Below are 20,607 nucleotides of genomic sequence, written 5' to 3' on the forward strand. Positions count from 1 at the left end.
GGGGAGAGCTTCAGGGCATCATAATTAACATTAAGCCATGTCAGAATGAGCGATTTTTTATAGTGGCTGCTATAACCATTGATTTATTATCCGCACCGTTAATTTTAACGAGAGTATTAATTATGCGATTAATTTCTGGCTTGGGTAATATAATGAATCCCCCCCAAACATCTTGCTGTAATAACGAAGTAAATAAGCATGGTCTTTCCATAAAATCTTCAAGTGTACTGCGCGCCTGTGCTAATTATTTTGCCATTATGTTAAATGGTCGTTCTGAATACAATTATTCTCACATTAAAAAATTACTTAATGATGTTAATTTCATTAATCTTATAACCAGTATCATAACCAGTCAATTTTCTCCTCGTGATAATAATGTGTTAGCTATTCATGTAAAATTCACCAGTGAATTTCGTAAATCTTTTCCTGATTTACCTGACTATGAGGTTATATTTAAGATAAAGGTGAGTCCCGGGGGCGGAGGAAAAATATGGGTTGAAAATATCAATGAAAGAAAATTATGTGGTGATTATAAACTTTATGGGAAGACATTAGAGGCACTTAAAAACATGGATGATTTTATTAGCCAGAAAAAATGCTTTTTTATCGAAGCACGAACCAATAGATATTGAAAGACTCCCAAAAGGTAATGCTGGAATGTCATTATTCATAATTGATGGCGAGTAATTAAGATATTTTACATATTCAGATAACACGTTGTTACGTCAGGAAAAATGTAAATATATTCTCTTTTCCTGTGGCTTTTTCCTGAATACTGAACTACTTGTTAATCAACCCTGAATGATGACATCCAGCTTCAGGGCATTAGCCAATCACACATCATGGAGTTCACCTATGAAAACTGGAACTAAGCTTTTAGTTGGTGCGTTAGCTTTCGTGGTTACAAACGTCTATGCTGCAGAATTAATGACTAAAGCAGAATTTGAGAAAGTCGAATCGCAATATGAAAAAATAGGTAATATTTCAACGAGTAATGAAATGTCGACCGCTGATGCGAAAGAAGATTTGCTTAAAAAAGCTGATGAAAAAGGTGCTGATGTGTTAGTGCTGACCTCCGGCCAGACCGACAATAAGATCCATGGTACGGCTGATATTTATAAGAAGAAGTAAGTTTATCCGCTAATACATGCCCGGTACGCAAGTTTATCGGGGAACACAATATATTGAAATTCATATTTTTGTCGGCCGGATAAGGCATTCACGCCGCATCCGGCAATTTAATTTTTTAGCCGCCGCCAGAAGGTTGTTCGACTGATACCTAAATAATTCGCTGCTGCCGTTCTGTCGCCATTAAATTTCTCCAGCGCTTGTTGTGGCGTCAGTGAATGAAGGGCGGTTGTTTTCGTCGATTCACGTGCCAGTTCCGGCAGTAGCTGCTGTAAAAACGGCAGTGTTAACTCCGGCGTCGGTTCCACGCTTAAAAATAATGCCAGCCGCTCCATCATATTACGCAGTTCACGAATATTACCCGGCCAGTCATAGTGCAACAGCGCGGCTTCGCTTGCCTGTAATCCCTGACGTATTGCGGCAGAAAAAGGGGCGGAGAGTGCCGCCAGCGACACTTTCAAAAAGCGCTCTGCCAGCGGCAAAATATCCGCTACCCGCTCGCGCAGTGGCGGCAGTTGCAGGCGTAAAATACTCAGGCGATAAAACAGGTCACGACGAAATTGCCCCTGTTGCATATCCTTTTCCAGATTACAGTGTGTAGCACTAATCACTCGCACATCAACAGAAACAGGCTGATGCCCGCCGACGCGTGTCACTTCTTTTTCTTCCAGCACCCGCAGCAGCCGGGTCTGCAACGGTAGTGGCATTTCGCCTATCTCATCCAGAAACAGCGTGCCGCCGTGGGCAATTTCGAACAGTCCGGCGCGGCCTCCGCGTCGTGAGCCGGTAAACGCGCCTTCCTCATAACCAAACAGCTCCGCTTCCAGCAGCGATTCAGCAATCGCTCCACAGTTGACGGCAACAAACGGATGTGACTTTTTTCCCTGCCGCGCATCGTGACAGGCAGTGTATTCCCGATGAATCGCTTGCGCCGCCAGTTCTTTGCCCGTTCCCGTTTCCCCTTCAATCAATACCGCCGCACTGGAGCGGGCGTAGAGCAAAATGGTCTGCCGCACCTGTTCCATCTGTGGTGATTGACCGAGCATATCGTCCAGAACGTAACGCGTACGCAGGGCGTTGCAATTAGCGTTGTGAGCATTATTTCGCAGAGACATGCGCGTCATATCCAGCGCATCGCTGAACGCCTGGCGCACGGTGGCGGCAGAATAAATAAAAATTCCGGTCATCCTGGCTTCTTCTGCCAGATCGGTAATCAGCCCCGCGCCGACTACCGCTTCGGTGCCGTTGGCTTTGAGCTCGTTAATCTGCCCGCGCGCATCTTCTTCGGTAATGTAGCTACGTTGGTCGAGGCGCAAATTAAACGTCTTTTGAAATGCCACCAGCGCCGGAATAGTTTCCTGATAAGTGACAACACCGATAGACGACGTAAGTTTTCTCGCTTTTGCCAGTGCCTGTAACACATCGAATCCACTCGGTTTAATCAGAATTACCGGCACCGAGAGGCGGCTTTTCAGATACGCGCCGTTAGAGCCAGCAGCGATGATGGCGTCGCAATGTTCGCTGACCAGTTTCTTGCGGATATAGGCCACTGCTTTTTCAAAGCCAAGCTGAATAGGCGTGATGTTCGCCAGGTGATCAAACTCGAGACTGATATCGCGAAACAGCTCGAACAGCCGCGTTACAGATACCGTCCAGATAATCGGTTTGTCGTCATTCAGCCGGGGTGGATGTGCCATAGCGCACCGCAAAGTTAAGAAACCGAATATTGGGTTTAGTCTTGTTTCATAATTGTTGCAATGAAACGCGGTGAAATAGTGTCTGAAACGTTAACTGAAACGCATATTTGCGGATTAATTTATTAGTTTGTTTCTAACAAATTGAAATTAAACATTTAATTTTATTTATGCGATTGTGGCATACCCCTTGCTCTGTCTTTATCAACAAAATAACAAGTTGATAACAAGGGATAGGCTATGTCTCTACACTCTCCTGGCAAAGCGTTTCGCACTGCACTCACCAAAGAAAATCCATTGCAGATTGTCGGCACCATTAATGCTAACCACGCGCTGCTGGCACAGCGTGCCGGATATCAGGCGATTTATCTCTCCGGCGGTGGCGTGGCGGCAGGTTCGCTGGGGCTGCCGGATCTCGGTATTTCAACTCTTGATGATGTGCTGACTGATATTCGCCGTATCACCGACGTCTGCTCGCTGCCGCTGCTGGTGGATGCGGATATCGGTTTTGGCTCTTCGGCTTTTAACGTTTCCCGCACTGTGAAATCGATGATTAAAGCCGGGGCGGCGGGCTTACATATTGAAGATCAGGTTGGTGCAAAACGCTGCGGTCATCGTCCGAATAAAGCGATCGTCTCGAAAGAAGAGATGGTGGATCGGATCCGCGCGGCGGTGGATGCGAAAACCGATCCTGATTTTGTGATCATGGCGCGTACCGATGCGCTGGCGGTAGAGGGGCTGGATGCGGCGATCGAGCGTGCGCAGGCCTATGTTGAAGCGGGTGCCGAAATGCTGTTCCCGGAGGCGATTACCGAACTCGCCATGTATCGCCAGTTTGCCGATGCGGTGCAGGTGCCGATCCTCGCCAACATTACCGAATTTGGCGCCACGCCGCTGTTTACCACTGACGAATTACGCAGCGCCCATGTCGCGATGGCGCTTTACCCGCTTTCCGCGTTTCGCGCTATGAACCGCGCCGCTGAACATGTCTACAACGTCCTGCGTCAGGAAGGCACGCAGAAAAGCGTCATCGACACCATGCAAACCCGCAATGAGCTGTACGAAAGCATCAACTACTACCAGTACGAAGAAAAGCTCGACGACCTGTTTGCCCGTAGTCAGGCGAAATAAAACAAACGCCCGTTGGCTGTATTCGACAACCGATGCCTGATGCGCCGCTGACGCGACTTATCAGGCCTACGGGGTGAACTGAGCAGTAGGTCGGATAAGACGTATGGCGTCGCATCCGACAACCGATGCCTGATGCGTCGCTGACGCGGCTTATCAGGCCTGCGAGGTGTACTGAGCTGTAGGTCGGATAAGACGCATGGCGTCGCATCCGACAGCCGATGCCTGATGCGTCGCTGACGCGGCTTATCAGGCCTGCGAGGTGTACTGAACTGTAGGTCGGATAAGACGCATGGCGCCGCATCCGACAACCGATACCTGATGCGCCGCTGACGCGGCTTATCAGGCCTACGGGGTGTACTGAACTGTAATCCCGACCCTACAAATGATAACAATGACGAGGACAACATGAGCGACACAACGATCCTGCAAAACAGTACCCATGTCATTAAACCGAAAAAATCTGTGGCACTTTCTGGCGTTCCGGCGGGCAATACGGCGCTCTGCACCGTAGGTAAAAGCGGTAACGACTTGCACTATCGTGGCTACGATATTCTTGATCTGGCAGAACATTGCGAATTCGAAGAAGTGGCGCATCTGCTGATCCACGGCAAACTGCCGACCCGTGACGAACTCGCCGCCTACAAAACGAAACTGAAAGCCCTGCGTGGTTTACCGGCTAACGTGCGTACCGTGCTGGAAGCCTTACCAGCGGCGTCGCACCCGATGGATGTCATGCGCACCGGCGTTTCCGCGCTCGGCTGCACGCTGCCGGAAAAAGAGGGGCACACTGTCTCTGGCGCGCGCGATATTGCCGACAAATTATTGGCGTCGCTTAGCTCAATTCTTCTCTACTGGTATCACTACAGCCACAACGGCGAACGCATCCAGCCGGAAACCGATGACGACTCTATCGGCGGTCACTTCCTGCATCTGCTGCACGGCGAAAAGCCGTCGCAAAGCTGGGAAAAGGCGATGCATATTTCGCTGGTGCTGTACGCCGAGCACGAGTTTAACGCCTCCACTTTTACCAGCCGGGTGATTACGGGCACTGGCTCTGACATGTATTCAGCCATTATCGGCGCAATCGGCGCACTGCGCGGGCCGAAGCACGGCGGGGCGAATGAAGTGTCGCTGGAGATCCAGCAACGCTACGAAACGCCGGACGAAGCCGAAGCTGATATCCACAAGCGTGTGGAAAACAAAGAAGTGGTCATTGGTTTTGGTCATCCGGTTTATACCATCGCCGACCCGCGTCATCAGGTGATCAAACGCGTTGCGAAGCAGCTATCACAGGAAGGCGGCTCGCTGAAGATGTACAACATTGCCGATCGCCTGGAAACGGTGATGTGGGAGAGCAAAAAGATGTTCCCCAATCTCGACTGGTTCTCAGCCGTTTCTTACAACATGATGGGTGTTCCCACCGAGATGTTCACGCCACTGTTTGTCATCGCCCGCGTCACTGGCTGGGCGGCGCACATTATCGAACAACGTCAGGACAACAAAATTATCCGTCCTTCCGCCAATTATGTTGGCCCGGAAGACAGACAATTTGTCGCGCTGGATAAGCGTCAGTAAGCCTCTACGAATAACAATAAGGAAACGTACCCAATGTCAGCTCAAATCAACAACATCCGCCCGAAATTTGACCGTGAAATCGTTGATATCGTCGATTACGTGATGAACTACGAAATCAGCTCCAGAGTGGCCTACGACACCGCCCATTACTGCCTGCTCGACACCCTCGGCTGCGGTCTGGAAGCTCTCGAATACCCGGCCTGTAAAAAACTGCTGGGGCCAGTTGTTCCCGGCACCGTCGTACCTAACGGCGTGCGCGTCCCCGGAACTCAGTTCCAGCTCGACCCCGTCCAGGCGGCATTCAACATCGGCGCGATGATCCGTTGGCTCGATTTCAACGATACCTGGCTGGCGGCGGAGTGGGGCCATCCTTCCGACAACCTCGGCGGCATTCTGGCAACGGCAGACTGGCTATCACGCAATGCGGTCGTCAGCGGCAAAGCGCCATTGACCATGAAACAGGTGCTGACTGGAATGATTAAAGCCCACGAAATTCAGGGCTGCATCGCGTTGGAAAACGCCTTTAACCGCGTCGGCCTCGACCACGTTTTGTTAGTGAAAGTGGCCTCCACCGCCGTCGTCGCAGAAATGCTCGGCTTGACCCGCGAGGAAATCCTCAATGCCGTTTCGCTGGCGTGGGTAGACGGTCAGTCACTGCGCACCTATCGCCATGCGCCGAACACCGGCACGCGCAAATCCTGGGCGGCGGGCGATGCCACATCCCGCGCGGTACGGCTGGCACTGATGGCGAAAACCGGCGAAATGGGTTATCCGTCAGCCCTGACCGCGCCCGTGTGGGGCTTCTACGACGTCTCCTTTAAAGGTGAGTCGTTCCGCTTCCAGCGCCCGTACGGCTCCTACGTGATGGAAAATGTGCTGTTCAAAATCTCCTTCCCGGCGGAGTTCCACTCCCAGACGGCAGTTGAAGCGGCGATGACGCTCTATGAACAGATGCAGGCAGCAGGCAAAACGGCGGCAGACATCGAAAAAGTGACTATTCGCACCCACGAAGCCTGTATTCGCATTATCGACAAAAAAGGGCCGCTCAATAACCCGGCAGACCGCGACCACTGCATTCAGTACATGGTGGCGATCCCGTTGCTGTTCGGGCGCTTAACGGCAGCAGATTACGAGGACAACGTGGCGCAAGATAAACGTATTGACGCCCTGCGCGAGAAGATCAATTGCTTTGAAGATCCGGCGTTTACCGCGGGCTACCACGACCCGGAAAAACGCGCCATCGCCAATGCCATTACCCTTGAGTTCACCGACGGTACGCGATTTGAAGAAGTGGTGGTGGAGTACCCCATTGGTCATGCTCGCCGCCGTCAGGACGGTATTCCAAAACTGGTTGATAAATTCAAAATCAACCTTGCGCGTCAGTTCCCGACTCGCCAGCAGCAGCGCATTCTGGACGTCTCTCTCGACAGAACTCGCCTTGAACAGATGCCGGTCAATGAGTATCTCGACCTGTACGTCATTTAAGCAAACAGCGGTAAGACGTAAGTTCAACAGGAGAGCGTTATGTCTTTTAGCGAATTTTATCAGCGTTCGATTAACGAACCGGAGCAGTTCTGGGCCGAGCAGGCCCGGCGTATAGACTGGCAGACGCCCTTTACGAAAACGCTCGATCACAGTAATCCGCCGTTTGCCCGTTGGTTTTGTGAAGGCCGAACCAATTTGTGCCATAACGCCATCGACCGCTGGCTGGAGAAACAGCCAGAGGCGCTGGCATTGATTGCCGTCTCTTCGGAAACCGAAGAAGAGCGCACCTTTACCTTTCGTCAGCTGCATGACGAAGTGAACGCGGTGGCCTCAATGCTGCGCTCGCTGGGCGTACAGCGTGGCGATCGGGTGCTGGTGTATATGCCGATGATTGCCGAAGCGCATATTACCCTGCTGGCCTGCGCGCGCATTGGCGCTATTCACTCGGTAGTGTTTGGGGGTTTTGCCTCGCACAGTGTGGCAGCGCGGATTGATGACGCTAAACCGGTGCTGATTGTCTCGGCAGATGCCGGGGCGCGCGGCGGTAAAATCATTCCCTATAAAAAATTGCTCGACGATGCGATAAACCAGGCGCAGCATCAGCCGCGCCACGTTTTGCTGGTGGATCGCGGGCTGGCGAAAATGGCGCGCGTTAGCGGGCGTGATGTCGATTTTGCTTTGTTGCGCCATCAGCACATCGGCGCACGAGTGTCGGTGGCGTGGCTGGAATCCAACGAAATCTCTTGCATTCTTTACACCTCCGGCACGACCGGCAAACCTAAAGGCGTGCAGCGTGACGTCGGCGGTTATGCGGTGGCGCTGGCGACCTCGATGGACACCATTTTTGGCGGCAAAGCGGGCGGCGTGTTTTTTTGTGCGTCGGATATCGGCTGGGTAGTGGGGCATTCGTATATCGTCTACGCGCCGCTGCTGGCAGGGATGGCGACTATCGTTTACGAAGGATTGCCGACGTACCCGGACTGCGGCGTGTGGTGGAAAATCGTCGAAAAATATCAGGTGAGTCGGATGTTCTCCGCACCGACCGCCATTCGCGTGCTGAAAAAATTCCCTACCGCCGAAATTCGCAAACACGATCTCTCGTCGCTGGAAGTGCTCTATCTGGCGGGAGAACCGCTGGACGAGCCGACCGCCAGTTGGGTGAGCAATACGCTGGATGTACCAGTCATCGACAACTACTGGCAGACCGAATCCGGCTGGCCGATTATGGCGATTGCTCGCGGTCTGGACGACAGGCCGACGCGTCCGGGAAGCCCCGGCGTGCCGATGTATGGCTACAACGTGCAGTTGCTCAATGAAGTCACCGGCGAACCGTGCGGCGTCAACGAGAAAGGGATGCTGGTGGTGGAAGGGCCATTGCCGCCGGGCTGTATTCAGACCATCTGGGGCGATGACGAGCGCTTTGTGAAGACTTACTGGTCGTTGTTTCCCCGCCCGGTATACGCCACCTTTGACTGGGGTATCCGCGATGCTGACGGTTATCACTTTATTCTTGGGCGCACTGACGATGTGATTAATGTTGCCGGACATCGGCTGGGGACGCGTGAGATTGAAGAGAGTATCTCCAGTCATCCGGGCGTTGCCGAAGTGGCGGTGGTTGGGGTGAAAGATGCGCTGAAAGGGCAGGTGGCGGTGGCGTTTGTCATTCCGAAAGAGAGCGACAGTCTGGAAGACCGCGAGGTGGCGCACTCGCAAGAGAAGGCGATTATGGCGCTGGTGGACAGCCAGATTGGCAACTTTGGCCGCCCGGCGCACGTCTGGTTTGTCTCGCAATTGCCGAAAACACGCTCCGGGAAAATGCTGCGCCGCACGATCCAGGCAATTTGCGAAGGACGCGATCCGGGGGATCTGACGACCATTGATGATCCTTCGTCGTTGGTTCAGATCCGCCAGGCGATGGGAGAGTAGGTTATTGTCGGATGCGTCGTATGGCGCATCCGGCATTTATCGCCAGCTCACCTGATAATAATAACGACCCGCGTTCAATAAAAACTCCGGCGAAACTGACGGGCTCCAGGAGTCGTCGCCACCAATCCCCATATGAAAACCATCGATATTCAGCCATGTGCCTTCTTCCGCTTGCAGCAGATGGCGATGGCTGGTCTCCATGAGTTGCTTTTGACTATAGCGGCTGATATTGAACTGAAAGTCGCCGCGCCACTGGTGTGAGCCATAATTCAATTCGCGAGTGCCACAACGCAGACCGTTTTCACTGGGGAAGACGTAGGGGGTATACATCGCTGACAATGGCCGCTCCCAGCGGTCATAACAGGCTGCACTTAGTCTGTCAGGGTAGTTTTCTTCCGGGCCTAATCCCAGCCAGTTTACGCGCTCTGCCACTTGCGCCAGTTGGCAGGTGAGGCCAACACGTGCCGGATGCGGTGTATCACTTGCAATCTCAACATTAACAGTAATGAACATCTCACCATGCCCATCAATACGATATGTTTTCCGGCTGATAAATAAGATTTTTCCCTGGTGTTGCCATGTGTGGACGGTAGTTATCAGAACTGCGTCGATGAGTTTATCTGCCGTACACTGTAGCAACGCGGCTTGTGTCTGATAATGGCCCGCCGATTTCCAGCGTTCTACCCATGCGTTAGGGTCAATGCGGGTGGCTTCGCTTACGCCAATGTCGTTATCCAGCGGCGCACGGGTAAACTGGTCGCGAAGTGGGGTCAACAGTTGCTTTTCACCATCAATCCATAATTGTGTGAGAAAACCTGACAGACGGCTAAATTGCCAACGCTTATTACCCAGTTCAATGCAAAAGTCCGTTTCGTTGGTAAGCAGTTGCGGGCAGGAATGGGGCGCGGAGAGTGGCGTCACGCTGAGATTTTCCGCCAGTCGCCACTGTTGCCAGGCGCTGATATGTCCGGCCTGCGACCACGCGGTCGCGTTCGGTTGCACCACGCGTACTGTTAGCCACAGTTGCCCGGCGCTCTCAGGTTGAGGTAGTTCAGGCAGTTCAATTAACTGTTTACCTTGCGGCCCGACATTCAGAGGCGTTTCGCCGTTCGCCAGAGGATTGCCGTCCAGCGCCACCGACCAGTGTAGAATTTCGTTATCGCTATGACGGAATAAATATTCACTGGTCACTTCGAGTGTTCGTTCAAGCAAGCGAAACTGGAAAAACTGCTGCGCGTGTTTCGCTTCCGTTAGTGCCGGATGCGGCGTGCGATCGGCAAAGAGCAGGCCGTTCATACAGAACTGGCGGTCATTAGGCGTATCGCCAAAATCACCGCCGTAAGCCGACCACGGATGACCTTCTTCATCATATTTAATCAGCGACTGATCCACCCAGTCCCAGACAAAACCGCCTTGTAAACGCGGATATTGACGAAACGCCTGCCAGTATTTAGCAAAACCGCCGAGGCTGTTGCCCATCGCGTGGGCGTATTCACAAAGGATCAGCGGACGCAGCTCGCCGGGCATCGAAAGCCATTTTTTAATCGACCATTTCGGCACTGCCGGGAAGGGCTGATCTTCATCCACACGCGCGTACATTGGGCAGATAATATCGGTTGCCGAGGTGTCTGCTCCACCGCCTTCATATTGTACCGGACGGGAAGGATCGGCGGATTTAATCCAGCGATACAGCGCGTCGTGATTAGCGCCGTGGCCCGATTCATTACCCAGAGACCAGATAATCACGCATGGGTGATTGCGATCGCGTTGTACCATCCGCGTGACGCGTTCGCTCATTGCGGGTAACCAACGTGGATCGTCTGCCAGGCGATTCATCGGCACCATGCCGTGGGTTTCAATATTGGCTTCATCCACCACATACAGGCCGTAGCGGTCGCACAGTGTGTACCACAGCGGATGGTTCGGATAATGCGAACAACGCACGGCGTTAACGTTGTTCTGCTTCATTAGCAGGATATCCTGCACCATCGTCTGCTCATCCATAACCTGACCGTGCAGAGGATGATGTTCATGACGGTTAACGCCGCGAATCAGCAACGGCTTACCGTTCAGTAACAGCAAGCCATTTTCAATCCTCACCTGGCGGAAGCCGACATCGCAGGCTTCTGCTTCAATCAGCGTGCCGTTGGCAGTGTGCAATTCAATCACCACACGGTAGAGGTTCGGGAGTTCTGCGCTCCACAGGGTCGGATTTTCGACGTTCAGGCGCAGCGTGACGCGATCGGCATAACGACCCCGCTCATCGATAATTTCGCTGTTAAAAGGTGCGGTGCTGCTGGCAACCTGCGTTTCACGCTGCCACAAAGAAACCGTTACCCGTAGATCATTGTGTAATTCGCCACTCATGTGGACTTCAGCTTCCAGTACGGCGCGGCTGAAATCGTCATTAAAATGAGTATTAATATGGAAATTGCTGATTTGCGAACTCGGTTTATGTAGCAATGAAACATCGCGGAAAATACCGCTCATCCGCCACATATCCTGGTCTTCCAGATAACTACCGTCACTCCAGCGCAGCACCATGACGGCGAGGCGGTTGTCTCCGGGGCGTAAAAAAGCGCTCAGGTCAAAGTCAGACGGCAAACGGCTGTCCTGGCCGTAACCGACCCAGCGCCCGTTGCACCACAAATGAAATGCTGAGTTAATGCCATCAAAGATAATTCGCGTCAGGCCTTCCAGCAGCCAGCTTTCATCAATAGAAAATGTGAGTGAGTAACAACCTGTCGGGTTTTCTGTGGGAACAAATGGCGGATTCACCGCAATGGGATAGGTCACGTTGGTGTAGATAGGGATATCGTAACCATGCATTTGCCAGTTTGACGGCACTGGTATGTCATCGGCACCGGGGAGATCGTGCTCAAGCCAGCTTTCCGGCACCGCTTCCGGTGAGGAAAACCAGACAAATTGCCAGTTGCCGTTCAGACTGCGCAACGAGTGGGAAGGGTGATTGTCGCGGGCTTCTTCGCTGTTGCGCCAACTGGAAAAAGGAGGATGCGCTGTAAGGCGATTGAGTTGTGTAACGTCAGGGTTTTCCCAGTCGCGGCGGGCAAGTACAACAGCAAGCGAATCCGTAAACATATCATTCCCCTGAATATAATAATTTATCGGCGCTATCATGGCATAGCACGGAAGGTTTTGCGCCACTGGGTATGGTGCAAAGTTTGCTCTGCATCACAGAGCTTATCGCTCTAACGTAAATCATGGCGATGTTGCTGCTGATTTATAGCCACTATGCGTTTCTGTCGCGTTTTATCATGCCTGTGGGCAAAAGGCGCTTCCTCCCCAATACAGGCATAGTGTTTACAGGTATACTCGCAAAAATTATTCAGTGGGTTTGGAAATAAAGATGGCAAAACTTACCTTACAGGAGCAGTTGCTTAAAGCCGGTTTAGTCACCAGCAAGAAGGCAGCTAAAGTTGAGAGAACAGCAAAAAAATCACGTATTCAGGCGCGTGAAGCGCGAGCGGCGGTAGAAGAAAATAAAAAAGCGCAGCTTGAGCGCGATAAACAATTAAGCGAACAACAAAAACAAGCGGCATTAGCGAAAGAATATAAAGCCCAGGTGAAGCAGCTTATTGAAATGAACCGTATTACTATTGCTAATGGCGATATTGGGTTTAATTTCACCGACGGTAATCTGATTAAGAAAATTTTTGTCGATAAGCTCACGCAAACGCAGTTGATTAATGGTCGTCTGGCGATTGCCCGCTTGGTTACCGATAGCAATAGCGAAGGTGAGTACGCCATTATTCCCGCCAGCGTTGCCGATAAAATTGCGCAACGTGATACCAGCAGTATTGTATTACACAGTGCACTTAGTGCAGACGCGCAGGATGAGGACGATCCGTATGCCGATTTTAAAGTGCCTGATGATTTGATGTGGTAGATATACACTGATGGATTGCCTGATGCGCTACGCTTATCAGGCCTGCATTTCACTCCGTAGGCCTGATAAGACGTTTACGCCGCATCCGGCGGTCGTGCGCTATTATCAACGCATATTCAATTTATTGGCGTGGTACGCAATATGTTCGCCAATAAAACTGGAGATAAAATAATAGCTGTGGTCATAACCCTCGTGATAACGGATTAATGCCTTAATATTCATCTCCTGACAGATCTTTTCAAGATTTTGAGTCCGCAGTTGTTCTGCATAAAAATCGTCACTCAATCCCTGATCAACCATTATTTCTGCGACGCGTCGACCTTGTGAAATAAGACTTACTGGATCATAGTTCAACCAGCTTTCTTTATTTTCACCCAGATACGCGGCAAAGGCCTGTTGCCCCCACGGCACTTGTGAAGGCGAAACAATCGGAGAGAATGCCGAGACGCTGACATATTCATCCGGGTTACGTAGCGCCAGTACCAGCGCGCCCAGTCCCCCCATAGAATGACCCGAAATTGACTTTTTGGCTGTTGCCGGAAAATGTTTCATCACTAAATCCGGCAGTTCACTGCGGATATAGTCGTACATTTTGTAATGTTCATTCCACGGTGCTTGCGTCGCGTTCAGATAAAATCCGGCACCTTGTCCGAGATCGTAACGGTCGGCATCCGCGATATTACTGCCGCGGGGGCTGGTATCAGGCGCAACAATAATAATGTTGTGTTCTGTCGCGTAACGCTGCATCCCTGATTTGGTAATGAAGTTCTGCTCGGTGCAGGTCAGTCCCGAAAGCCAGTACAATACCGGCAGCTTTTCACTTGCTGCTTTAGGCGGGAGATAGACGCCGACATTCATTTCACAATTAAGGGATTGGGAATAATGCCGATAAACATTTTGCCAGCCGCCAAAGCAGGCATGTTTTTCAATGAGTTCCATCAGTCATTATCTCATGGTTAATTCCCCTGGCGGTTGCTCGGGGAAGGAATTAAGAATCCCGTCTGAACTGGACGGGGCGAAACCAGCTCGTAGGCCTGACAGGTGTAGCACATCAGGCAATCTTACGCTTTCCATCAGTTTCAAAAGAAAACTCGATTCCCCGCCCTGACAGGGCGGGGTAAACCTGCGGGAAATTAGTAACGAATCACAGTTCGAATGGATTTGCCTTCATGCATTAAATCAAAGGCGTCATTAATTTCATCCAGCGTCATGGTGTGAGTCACAAACGGTTCCAGAACGATATCGCCTTTCATGGCATCTTCAACCATGCCCGGCAACTGTGAACGGCCTTTTACGCCGCCAAATGCGGAACCTTTCCATACGCGACCGGTGACTAACTGGAATGGGCGAGTGGAAATTTCCTGACCGGAGCCCGCGACGCCGATGATGACAGACTGTCCCCATCCGCGGTGAGCGCTTTCCAGCGCTGCACGCATTACGTTGACGTTACCGATGCACTCAAAGGTATGGTCGATACCCCATTTGTTGATATCCAGCAGAACATCTTTAATCGGTTTATCGTAGTCATTCGGGTTAATGCAGTCAGTAGCGCCGAAGCGACGCGCCAACTCGAATTTCTCCGGGTTAGTATCGATAGCGATAATTCGTCCGGCTTTTGCCTGACGAGCGCCCTGAACCACCGCCAGACCGATTGCGCCAAGACCGAACACGGCAACGGAATCACCCGGTTGGACTTTAGCGGTGTTATGCACAGCGCCAATACCAGTGGTTACGCCACAGCCGAGCAGGCAGACGTGTTCGTGGTTTGCTTCTGGGTTAATTTTTGCCAGAGAAACTTCCGCAACTACGGTGTATTCACTGAATGTGGAGCAGCCCATGTAGTGATACAGCGGTTGACCGTTATAAGAAAAACGGGTGGTGCCATCCGGCATCAGGCCTTTGCCCTGGGTTTCGCGAACCGCAACACAGAGGTTGGTTTTGCCGGAACGACAGAACTCACACTCGCCGCATTCTGCGGTGTAAAGCGGGATCACATGGTCGCCTGGTTGGACGCTGGTTACGCCTTCACCGACCTCAACCACAACGCCTGCCCCTTCGTGACCGAGAACTACCGGGAATACACCTTCCGGGTCATCGCCGGAGAGAGTAAATGCGTCGGTGTGGCAAACGCCGGTATGGGTGACTTTAATCAGCACTTCACCTTTTTTCGGTGGCGCCACATCAATTTCAACGATTTCCAGTGGTTTACCGGGAGCAAATGCAACGGCAGCACGTGATTTCATCTCTCGCTTTTCCTCAATATGGTAATAGTTTCAACTACTTAAGATAGGCACGAACCAGTTCAATAGTGTCGTCAACGGATTGGCTGACTTCGCGGCTGTAGCAGTCATTTCGGTCAAACGTTTCCCGGATATGGCTTTCAAGTACTTCTGCCATCAGCCCGTTAGCCGCGCCCCGAACGGCGGCTATCTGTTGGAGTATGGCACGGCATTCGGCATCCCCCTCCAGCGACCGTTCCAGAGCATCAATCTGCCCCCGAATACGACGAACTCGAGTAAGGACCTTTTTCTTCTCTTCTGGAGTACTGGGCATTTCGCACCTCATCATCTGTATGCAATATACTATAGGGGAGTATGCTATATGTCAACATATACCCCCCTATAGTATATAACATTAGAGAATAAACTTTATTCTGTCCTGGTATTTGTAGGCATGATAAGACGCGTGAGCGTCGTATCAGACGATATTCGTTAAAAGTAGCAAAATGCGTATATTCGCTAACCATTGCTGTTTTTTTTCTAAAAACGCTTTGTTCTTAACAAGACGTTTTAATTCCTTTATCAAATTTACCGGCAACGAAATACTGCTCCCATAACAAGACAGGGGAGCAGACAATCATGGCAATTTCATCGCGTAATACATTTCTCGCCGCACTGGCATTCATCGCTTTTCAGGCGCAGGCGGTGAACGTTACCGTTGCGTATCAAACCTCCGCCGAACCGGCGAAAGTCGCTCAGGCCGATAATACTTTCGCCAAGGCGAGCGGGGCGACCGTGGATTGGCGTAAGTTTGACAGCGGGGCCAGCATCGTGCGGGCACTGGCGTCGGGCGACGTACAAATCGGCAACCTTGGCTCCAGTCCGTTAGCCGTGGCTGCCAGCCAACAAGTGCCGATAGAGGTTTTCTTACTGGCCTCAAAACTGGGCAGCTCCGAGGCATTGGTTGTGAAGAAAACCATCAGCAAGCCCGAGGACTTGATTGGTAAACGGATTGCCGTACCGTTTATTTCCACTACGCACTACAGCCTACTGGCGGCGCTGAAGCATTGGGGCATTAAGCCCGGACAAGTGGAGATTGTGAATCTGCAACCGCCGGCGATTATCGCCGCCTGGCAACGAGGAGATATTGATGGCGCTTACGTCTGGGCGCCTGCGGTTAATGCGCTGGAAAAAGACGGCAAGGTGCTGACTGATTCTGAACGGGTCGGGCAGTGGGGCGCGCCAACGCTGGATGTCTGGGTTGTGCGGAAAGATTTTGCCGAAAAACATCCTGAGGTAGTGAAAGCATTCGCCAAAAGCGCCCTTGATGCCCAGCAGCCTTACATAGCCAACCCTGATGCGTGGCTGAAACAGCAAGAAAACATCAACAAACTGGCGCGCTTAAGCGGCGTGCCGGAGGCCGACGTTCCCGGATTGGTGAAGGGAAATACCTATCTGACGCCACAGCAGCAAACGGCAGAACTGGCTGGCCCCGTAAACAAGGCAATTATCGACACTGCCCAGTTTTTAAAAGATCAGGGAAAAGTCCCTGCCGTGGCGAATGATTACAGCCAGTACGTCACCTCTCGCTTCGTGCAATAAAAGGAGACGCGGATGCTGCAAATTTCTCATCTCTATGCCGATTATGGCGGCAAACCTGTGCTGGAAGATATCAATCTGACGCTGGATAGCGGCGAACTGCTGGTCGTACTGGGGCCGTCCGGTTGCGGCAAAACCACCTTGCTGAATCTGATTGCCGGATTTGTACCTTATCAGCGCGGCAATATTCAACTGGCGGGCAAACGCGTTCAGGGGCCGGGCGCGGAGCGCGGAGTCGTTTTTCAGAACGAAGGATTGCTGCCGTGGCGTAGCGTGCAGGATAACGTGGCGCTTGGTCTGCAACTGGCTGGCGTAGAGAAAGCGCAGCGCCAGGAAATCGCGCGCCAGATGCTGAAAAAAGTGGGCCTTGATGGTGCGGAAAAAAGGTATATCTGGCAGCTTTCCGGCGGTCAGCGCCAGCGAGTGGGAATTGCCCGCGCGCTGGCGGCGAATCCACAACTCTTATTACTTGATGAACCGTTTGGCGCACTGGATGCCTTCACTCGTGACCAGATGCAAACCCTGCTGCTGAAACTTTGGCAGGGGAGCGACAGGCAAGTGCTATTGATTACCCACGATATAGAAGAAGCGGTGTTTATGGCGACCGAACTGGTTTTGCTTTCATCAGGCCCTGGTCGTGTGCTGGAGCGTTTGTCGCTCAACTTTGCCCGTCGCTTTGTTGCAGGCGAATCGAGCCGCAGTATTAAGTCCGATCCCGCGTTTATCGCCATGCGCGAATATGTTTTAAGCCGCGTATTTGAGCGACGGGAGGCGTTCTCATGAGTGTGTTCATTAATGAAAAGTTGCATTCGCGTTGGCTGAAATGGCGCTGGCCGCTTTCGCGTCAGGCGACTTTAAGTATCAGTACGTTAGTCGTCTTGCTTGCCATATGGTGGGCGGTGGCGGCGCTGCAACTGATGAGTCCGCTGTTTTTACCGCCGCCGCAACAGGTGCTGGCAAAACTGCTCACTATTGCCGGACCACAAGGATTTATGGATGCCACGCTGTGGCAGCATTTGGTCGCCAGCCTGACGCGCATTGCGCTGGCGCTCTTTGCGGCGGTGTTGATAGGTATCCCGGTTGGGATCGCGATGGGACTAAGCCCGACAACGCGCGGCATTCTGGATCCGGTAATCGAGCTTTATCGTCCGGTGCCGCCGTTGGCGTATTTGCCGCTGATGGTGATCTGGTTTGGTATTGGCGAAACCACGAAGATCCTACTGATCTATTTAGCGATTTTTGCACCTGTGGCGATGTCGGCGCTGGCGGGGGTGAAAAGCGCCCAGCAGGTTCGCCTTCGCGCTGCGCAGTCGCTGGGGGCCAGCCGTGCGCAGGTGCTGTGGTTTGTTATTTTGCCCGGCGCCCTGCCGGAAATTCTCACCGGATTACGCATTGGCCTTGGCGTGGGGGGGTCAACGCTGGTGGCGGCAGAACTGATTGCCGCGACGCGAGGCTTAGGTTTTATGGTTCAGTCAGCGGGCGAATTCCTTGCGACTGATGTAGTGCTGGCGGGGATCGCGGTGATAGCGGTTATCGCCTTTCTTTTAGAACTGGGTCTGCGCGCGTTACAGCGCCGTCTGACGCCCCGGCATGGAGAAGTACAATGAGTGAACGTCTGAGCATTACCCCGCAGGGGCCGTATATTGGCGCACAAATTTCGGGTGTCGACCTGACGCGCCCGTTAAGCGATAACCAATTTGAACAGCTTTACCATGCGGTACTGCGCCATCAGGTGGTGTTTGTGCGCGAACAGGCCATTACACCGCAGCAGCAACGCGCGCTGGCTCAGCGTTTTGGCGAGCTGCATATTCATCCTGTTTATCCCCATGCCGAAGGCGTTGACGAGATTATTGTACTGGATACTCATAACGATAATCCGCCGGATAACGACAACTGGCATACTGATGTGACATTTATTGAAACGCCACCCGCAGGGGCGATTCTGGCGGCGAAAGAGTTGCCATCGACCGGCGGCGATACGCTATGGACCAGCGGTATCGCGGCGTATGAGACGCTCTCTGTTCCCTTCCGCCAACTGTTGAGCGGGCATCGTGCAGAGCATGACTTCCGTAAATCGTTCCCGGAATACAAGTCCCGCAAAACGGAGGAAGAGCATCAACGCTGGCGGGAAGCTGCTGCGAAAAATCCACCGTTGTTACATCCGGTGGTGCGTACACATCCGGTGAGTGGTAAGCAGGCGTTGTTTGTTAATGAGGGGTTCACCACACGAATTGTTGATGTGAGCGAGAAAGAGAGTGAAGCATTGTTAGGTTTTTTATTCACTCATATTACCAAACCGGAATTTCAGGTACGCTGGCGTTGGCAGCCGAATGATATTGCTATTTGGGATAATCGTGTGACCCAGCATTATGCAAATGCCGATTATTTGCCGCAGCGACGAATTATGCATCGGGCAACGATACTCGGAGATAAACCGTTTTATCGGGCAGAGTAAGGAGATATGCCGGGTCGGGATTACCCGGCATCATGGTCATTAACGTAGAATTTTTTTCTCGGCCAGATCCAGCGCAAAGTAGCTGAAAATCAGATCCGCACCCGCACGCTTAATTGCACCTAAGCTTTCGAGCACCACTTTCTCTTCATCTATTGCACCAGCCAGCGCGGCGAACTTGATCATCGCGTACTCGCCGCTGACCTGATATGCGCCAATAGGCAATTCTGTACGTTCACGTAATTCACGCACTATGTCGAGGTATGCCCCGGCAGGTTTAACCATCAGGCAGTCTGCGCCCTGGGCTTCATCCAGCAGCGATTCACGAATCGCCTCGCGACGGTTCATGGGATTCATCTGATAGCTTTTGCGATCGCCCTTTAATGCGCTTCCCGCTGCTTCGCGGAACGGGCCATAAAAGGAGGATGCGAATTTGGTCGAATACGACATGATCGCGGTATCTTTAAAGCCTGCGGCGTCCAGCGCCTGGCGAATTGCCTGCACCTGGCCGTCCATTGCGGCGGAAGGTGCGATGAAGTCTGCGCCTGCAGCAGCGGCAACGACGGCTTGTTTACCTAAATTCACCAGAGTTGCGTCGTTATCGACTCCGTGATCGCACAACACGCCGCAGTGACCGTGAGACGTATATTCGCAGAAGCAAGTATCTGACATGACGATCATTTCCGGCACAGTCTGCTTACAGATGCGCGACATGCGAGCCACAAGACCGTCTTCCCGCCAGGTATCGCTGCCGATTTCATCGGTATGGTGGGAAATGCCGAAAGTCATGACCGAACGAATACCGGCATTGGCGATGCGTTCGATTTCACGAGCCAGATGTTTCTCAGGAATGCGCATTACGCCGGGCATGGCTTCAACGGCTTTGTAGTCGTCGATTTCCTCTTCAACAAAGATCGGCAACACCAGGTCGTTAAGGCTAAGTGTTGTCTCTTCAAACATAGCGCGCAGCGCAGGAGATTTGCGCAGGCGACGAGGGCGTTGGATTAAGTCTGTCATGGTCTGCCTGATGTTTGTGGAATTGAAGGGCACAGTATACCTGAAGCCGGGCCAGAGTGTTTTACGAAAGTTGCCGCTATGTTGATTTAAAGAGCGAGTAATAGAGTGTGATGACATAATTTTAATAATGTCGGCAATGTTTTCATATTCATGGAAAAAATTTTAAATTTTTATTTATAATTTTAAATTATGAATATCAGCCAAATATCGAGGCTGTGAAAAAATGAATAAATTAAAGTTCCCTGCTTATTGATACATTATTTGTCTGTTTGGTTGGTTAGCTATTTGTTTGTAAAATGGATAAGGATAAAAATTCTCTGCAACATGTTGAAATTATATGGTTTTGTTAATTTGTGTTTTTTATTTGTGCTCGTGTTTTATATATGTCCGCAATCGGACTTAGGGGAAAGAATAATTGAACCATTCCTCTATAATGCCGCATAATCGTAAACGCAAAACATAATATGTTTTCGG

17 protein-coding genes are annotated in these 20,607 nt (G+C 51.8%); 11 read left to right on the plus strand and 6 right to left on the minus strand.

Annotation, left to right across the window (positions count from 1 at the left end):
* Together EA14781_RS15085 and yahO are read left to right on the plus strand one after the other, a co-directional pair.
* The coding region (locus tag EA14781_RS15085; RefSeq protein ID WP_072015434.1) for a hypothetical protein at positions 1-632 on the plus strand (632 nt) is incomplete at its 5' end.
* Positions 633-855: 223 nt separating this feature from the next.
* On the plus strand, positions 856-1,131 hold the full coding sequence (gene yahO / locus EA14781_RS15090; RefSeq protein ID WP_000848013.1) for a DUF1471 family periplasmic protein YahO: 276 nt from the start codon (positions 856-858) through the stop codon (positions 1,129-1,131).
* Positions 1,132-1,238: 107 nt separating this feature from the next.
* On the opposite strand, the gene prpR is transcribed toward yahO, so the two are convergent.
* Positions 1,239-2,825 carry a propionate catabolism operon regulatory protein PrpR gene (gene prpR, locus EA14781_RS15095; protein ID WP_000941006.1) on the minus strand — a complete coding sequence of 529 codons (1,587 nt, stop codon included), beginning with the start codon at positions 2,823-2,825 and terminating at the stop codon, positions 1,239-1,241.
* Positions 2,826-3,062: 237 nt separating this feature from the next.
* Here prpR and prpB point away from each other — a divergent pair, with 237 nt between their 5' ends.
* From prpB to prpE, 4 genes are all read left to right on the plus strand, one after another.
* Complete coding sequence (gene prpB, locus EA14781_RS15100; protein WP_000052216.1) at positions 3,063-3,953, plus strand: methylisocitrate lyase; 891 nt, start codon at positions 3,063-3,065, stop codon at positions 3,951-3,953.
* A gap of 405 nt (positions 3,954-4,358) precedes the next feature.
* On the plus strand, positions 4,359-5,528 hold the full coding sequence (gene prpC, locus EA14781_RS15105; protein WP_001285917.1) for a bifunctional 2-methylcitrate synthase/citrate synthase: 1,170 nt from the start codon (positions 4,359-4,361) through the stop codon (positions 5,526-5,528).
* A 33-nt stretch (positions 5,529-5,561) separates the two neighbouring features.
* A complete protein-coding gene (gene prpD, locus EA14781_RS15110; protein WP_001275905.1) occupies positions 5,562-7,013 on the plus strand; it encodes a 2-methylcitrate dehydratase in 1,452 nt (483 codons plus the stop codon).
* Between the two features lie 39 nt (positions 7,014-7,052).
* On the plus strand, positions 7,053-8,939 hold the full coding sequence (prpE, locus tag EA14781_RS15115) for a propionate--CoA ligase (RefSeq protein ID WP_000010249.1): 1,887 nt from the start codon (positions 7,053-7,055) through the stop codon (positions 8,937-8,939).
* A gap of 36 nt (positions 8,940-8,975) precedes the next feature.
* Here the strand turns inward: prpE and EA14781_RS15120 are convergent, their stop codons facing one another.
* Complete coding sequence (locus tag EA14781_RS15120) at positions 8,976-12,038, minus strand: beta-galactosidase (protein ID WP_000493545.1); 3,063 nt, start codon at positions 12,036-12,038, stop codon at positions 8,976-8,978.
* Between the two features lie 268 nt (positions 12,039-12,306).
* On the opposite strand from EA14781_RS15120, the gene EA14781_RS15125 reads away from it, so the two are divergent.
* Positions 12,307-12,846 carry a DUF2058 domain-containing protein gene (locus EA14781_RS15125; RefSeq protein ID WP_001096697.1) on the plus strand — a complete coding sequence of 180 codons (540 nt, stop codon included), beginning with the start codon at positions 12,307-12,309 and terminating at the stop codon, positions 12,844-12,846.
* 105 nt (positions 12,847-12,951) lie between these two features.
* On the opposite strand, the gene fghA is transcribed toward EA14781_RS15125, so the two are convergent.
* The 3 genes from fghA to frmR all read right to left on the minus strand — a co-directional run bounded on the left by fghA (position 12,952) and on the right by frmR (position 15,399).
* Positions 12,952-13,785, minus strand: coding sequence for an S-formylglutathione hydrolase (gene fghA, locus EA14781_RS15130; protein WP_000419026.1), 834 nt, complete (start codon positions 13,783-13,785; stop codon positions 12,952-12,954).
* A 194-nt stretch (positions 13,786-13,979) separates the two neighbouring features.
* Complete coding sequence (frmA, locus tag EA14781_RS15135) at positions 13,980-15,089, minus strand: S-(hydroxymethyl)glutathione dehydrogenase (protein WP_000842117.1); 1,110 nt, start codon at positions 15,087-15,089, stop codon at positions 13,980-13,982.
* 34 nt (positions 15,090-15,123) lie between these two features.
* Complete coding sequence (frmR, locus tag EA14781_RS15140; protein ID WP_001141271.1) at positions 15,124-15,399, minus strand: formaldehyde-responsive transcriptional repressor FrmR; 276 nt, start codon at positions 15,397-15,399, stop codon at positions 15,124-15,126.
* A 305-nt stretch (positions 15,400-15,704) separates the two neighbouring features.
* Here frmR and tauA point away from each other — a divergent pair, with 305 nt between their 5' ends.
* From tauA to tauD, 4 genes are read left to right on the plus strand one after another with little or no spacing between them, the layout of a single operon-like run.
* A complete protein-coding gene (gene tauA, locus EA14781_RS15145) occupies positions 15,705-16,667 on the plus strand; it encodes a taurine ABC transporter substrate-binding protein (RefSeq protein ID WP_001018400.1) in 963 nt (320 codons plus the stop codon).
* Positions 16,668-16,679: 12 nt separating this feature from the next.
* Positions 16,680-17,447 carry a taurine ABC transporter ATP-binding subunit gene (gene tauB, locus EA14781_RS15150; RefSeq protein ID WP_000939390.1) on the plus strand — a complete coding sequence of 256 codons (768 nt, stop codon included), beginning with the start codon at positions 16,680-16,682 and terminating at the stop codon, positions 17,445-17,447.
* Entirely contained in the window at positions 17,444-18,271 is an 828-nt protein-coding gene (gene tauC, locus EA14781_RS15155) for a taurine ABC transporter permease TauC (protein WP_000110262.1), read from the plus strand. Before tauB ends, tauC begins: the two co-directional genes overlap by 4 nt.
* Positions 18,268-19,119, plus strand: a complete 852-nt coding sequence (gene tauD / locus EA14781_RS15160; protein ID WP_000004078.1) for a taurine dioxygenase — start codon at positions 18,268-18,270, stop codon at positions 19,117-19,119. Before tauC ends, tauD begins: the two co-directional genes overlap by 4 nt.
* 39 nt (positions 19,120-19,158) lie before the next feature.
* Here the strand turns inward: tauD and hemB are convergent, their stop codons facing one another.
* The gene (gene hemB / locus EA14781_RS15165) at positions 19,159-20,133 is read right to left on the minus strand and encodes a porphobilinogen synthase (RefSeq protein ID WP_000130735.1); all 975 of its coding nucleotides are present in this window, start codon (positions 20,131-20,133) and stop codon (positions 19,159-19,161) included.
* Positions 20,134-20,607: the final 474 nt, after the last annotated feature.

Origin of the sequence: Escherichia albertii NBRC 107761 = DSM 17582 (assembly GCF_000759775.1) — a bacterium.
Classification (GTDB): domain Bacteria; phylum Pseudomonadota; class Gammaproteobacteria; order Enterobacterales; family Enterobacteriaceae; genus Escherichia; species Escherichia albertii.

What these genes read in the sequence shown, in the direction of transcription:
- yahO (WP_000848013.1), top strand. Translation starts at nt 856, where the DNA reads ATGAAAACTGGAACTAAGCTTTTAGTTGGTGCGTTAGCTTTCGTGGTT.
- prpR (WP_000941006.1), bottom strand. Translation starts at nt 2,825, where the DNA reads ATGGCACATCCACCCCGGCTGAATGACGACAAACCGATTATCTGGACG.
- prpB (WP_000052216.1), top strand. Translation starts at nt 3,063, where the DNA reads ATGTCTCTACACTCTCCTGGCAAAGCGTTTCGCACTGCACTCACCAAA.
- prpC (WP_001285917.1), top strand. Translation starts at nt 4,359, where the DNA reads ATGAGCGACACAACGATCCTGCAAAACAGTACCCATGTCATTAAACCG.
- prpD (WP_001275905.1), top strand. Translation starts at nt 5,562, where the DNA reads ATGTCAGCTCAAATCAACAACATCCGCCCGAAATTTGACCGTGAAATC.
- prpE (WP_000010249.1), top strand. Translation starts at nt 7,053, where the DNA reads ATGTCTTTTAGCGAATTTTATCAGCGTTCGATTAACGAACCGGAGCAG.
- EA14781_RS15120 (WP_000493545.1), bottom strand. Translation starts at nt 12,038, where the DNA reads ATGTTTACGGATTCGCTTGCTGTTGTACTTGCCCGCCGCGACTGGGAA.
- EA14781_RS15125 (WP_001096697.1), top strand. Translation starts at nt 12,307, where the DNA reads ATGGCAAAACTTACCTTACAGGAGCAGTTGCTTAAAGCCGGTTTAGTC.
- fghA (WP_000419026.1), bottom strand. Translation starts at nt 13,785, where the DNA reads ATGGAACTCATTGAAAAACATGCCTGCTTTGGCGGCTGGCAAAATGTT.
- frmA (WP_000842117.1), bottom strand. Translation starts at nt 15,089, where the DNA reads ATGAAATCACGTGCTGCCGTTGCATTTGCTCCCGGTAAACCACTGGAA.
- frmR (WP_001141271.1), bottom strand. Translation starts at nt 15,399, where the DNA reads ATGCCCAGTACTCCAGAAGAGAAGAAAAAGGTCCTTACTCGAGTTCGT.
- tauA (WP_001018400.1), top strand. Translation starts at nt 15,705, where the DNA reads ATGGCAATTTCATCGCGTAATACATTTCTCGCCGCACTGGCATTCATC.
- tauB (WP_000939390.1), top strand. Translation starts at nt 16,680, where the DNA reads ATGCTGCAAATTTCTCATCTCTATGCCGATTATGGCGGCAAACCTGTG.
- tauC (WP_000110262.1), top strand. Translation starts at nt 17,444, where the DNA reads ATGAGTGTGTTCATTAATGAAAAGTTGCATTCGCGTTGGCTGAAATGG.
- tauD (WP_000004078.1), top strand. Translation starts at nt 18,268, where the DNA reads ATGAGTGAACGTCTGAGCATTACCCCGCAGGGGCCGTATATTGGCGCA.
- hemB (WP_000130735.1), bottom strand. Translation starts at nt 20,133, where the DNA reads ATGACAGACTTAATCCAACGCCCTCGTCGCCTGCGCAAATCTCCTGCG.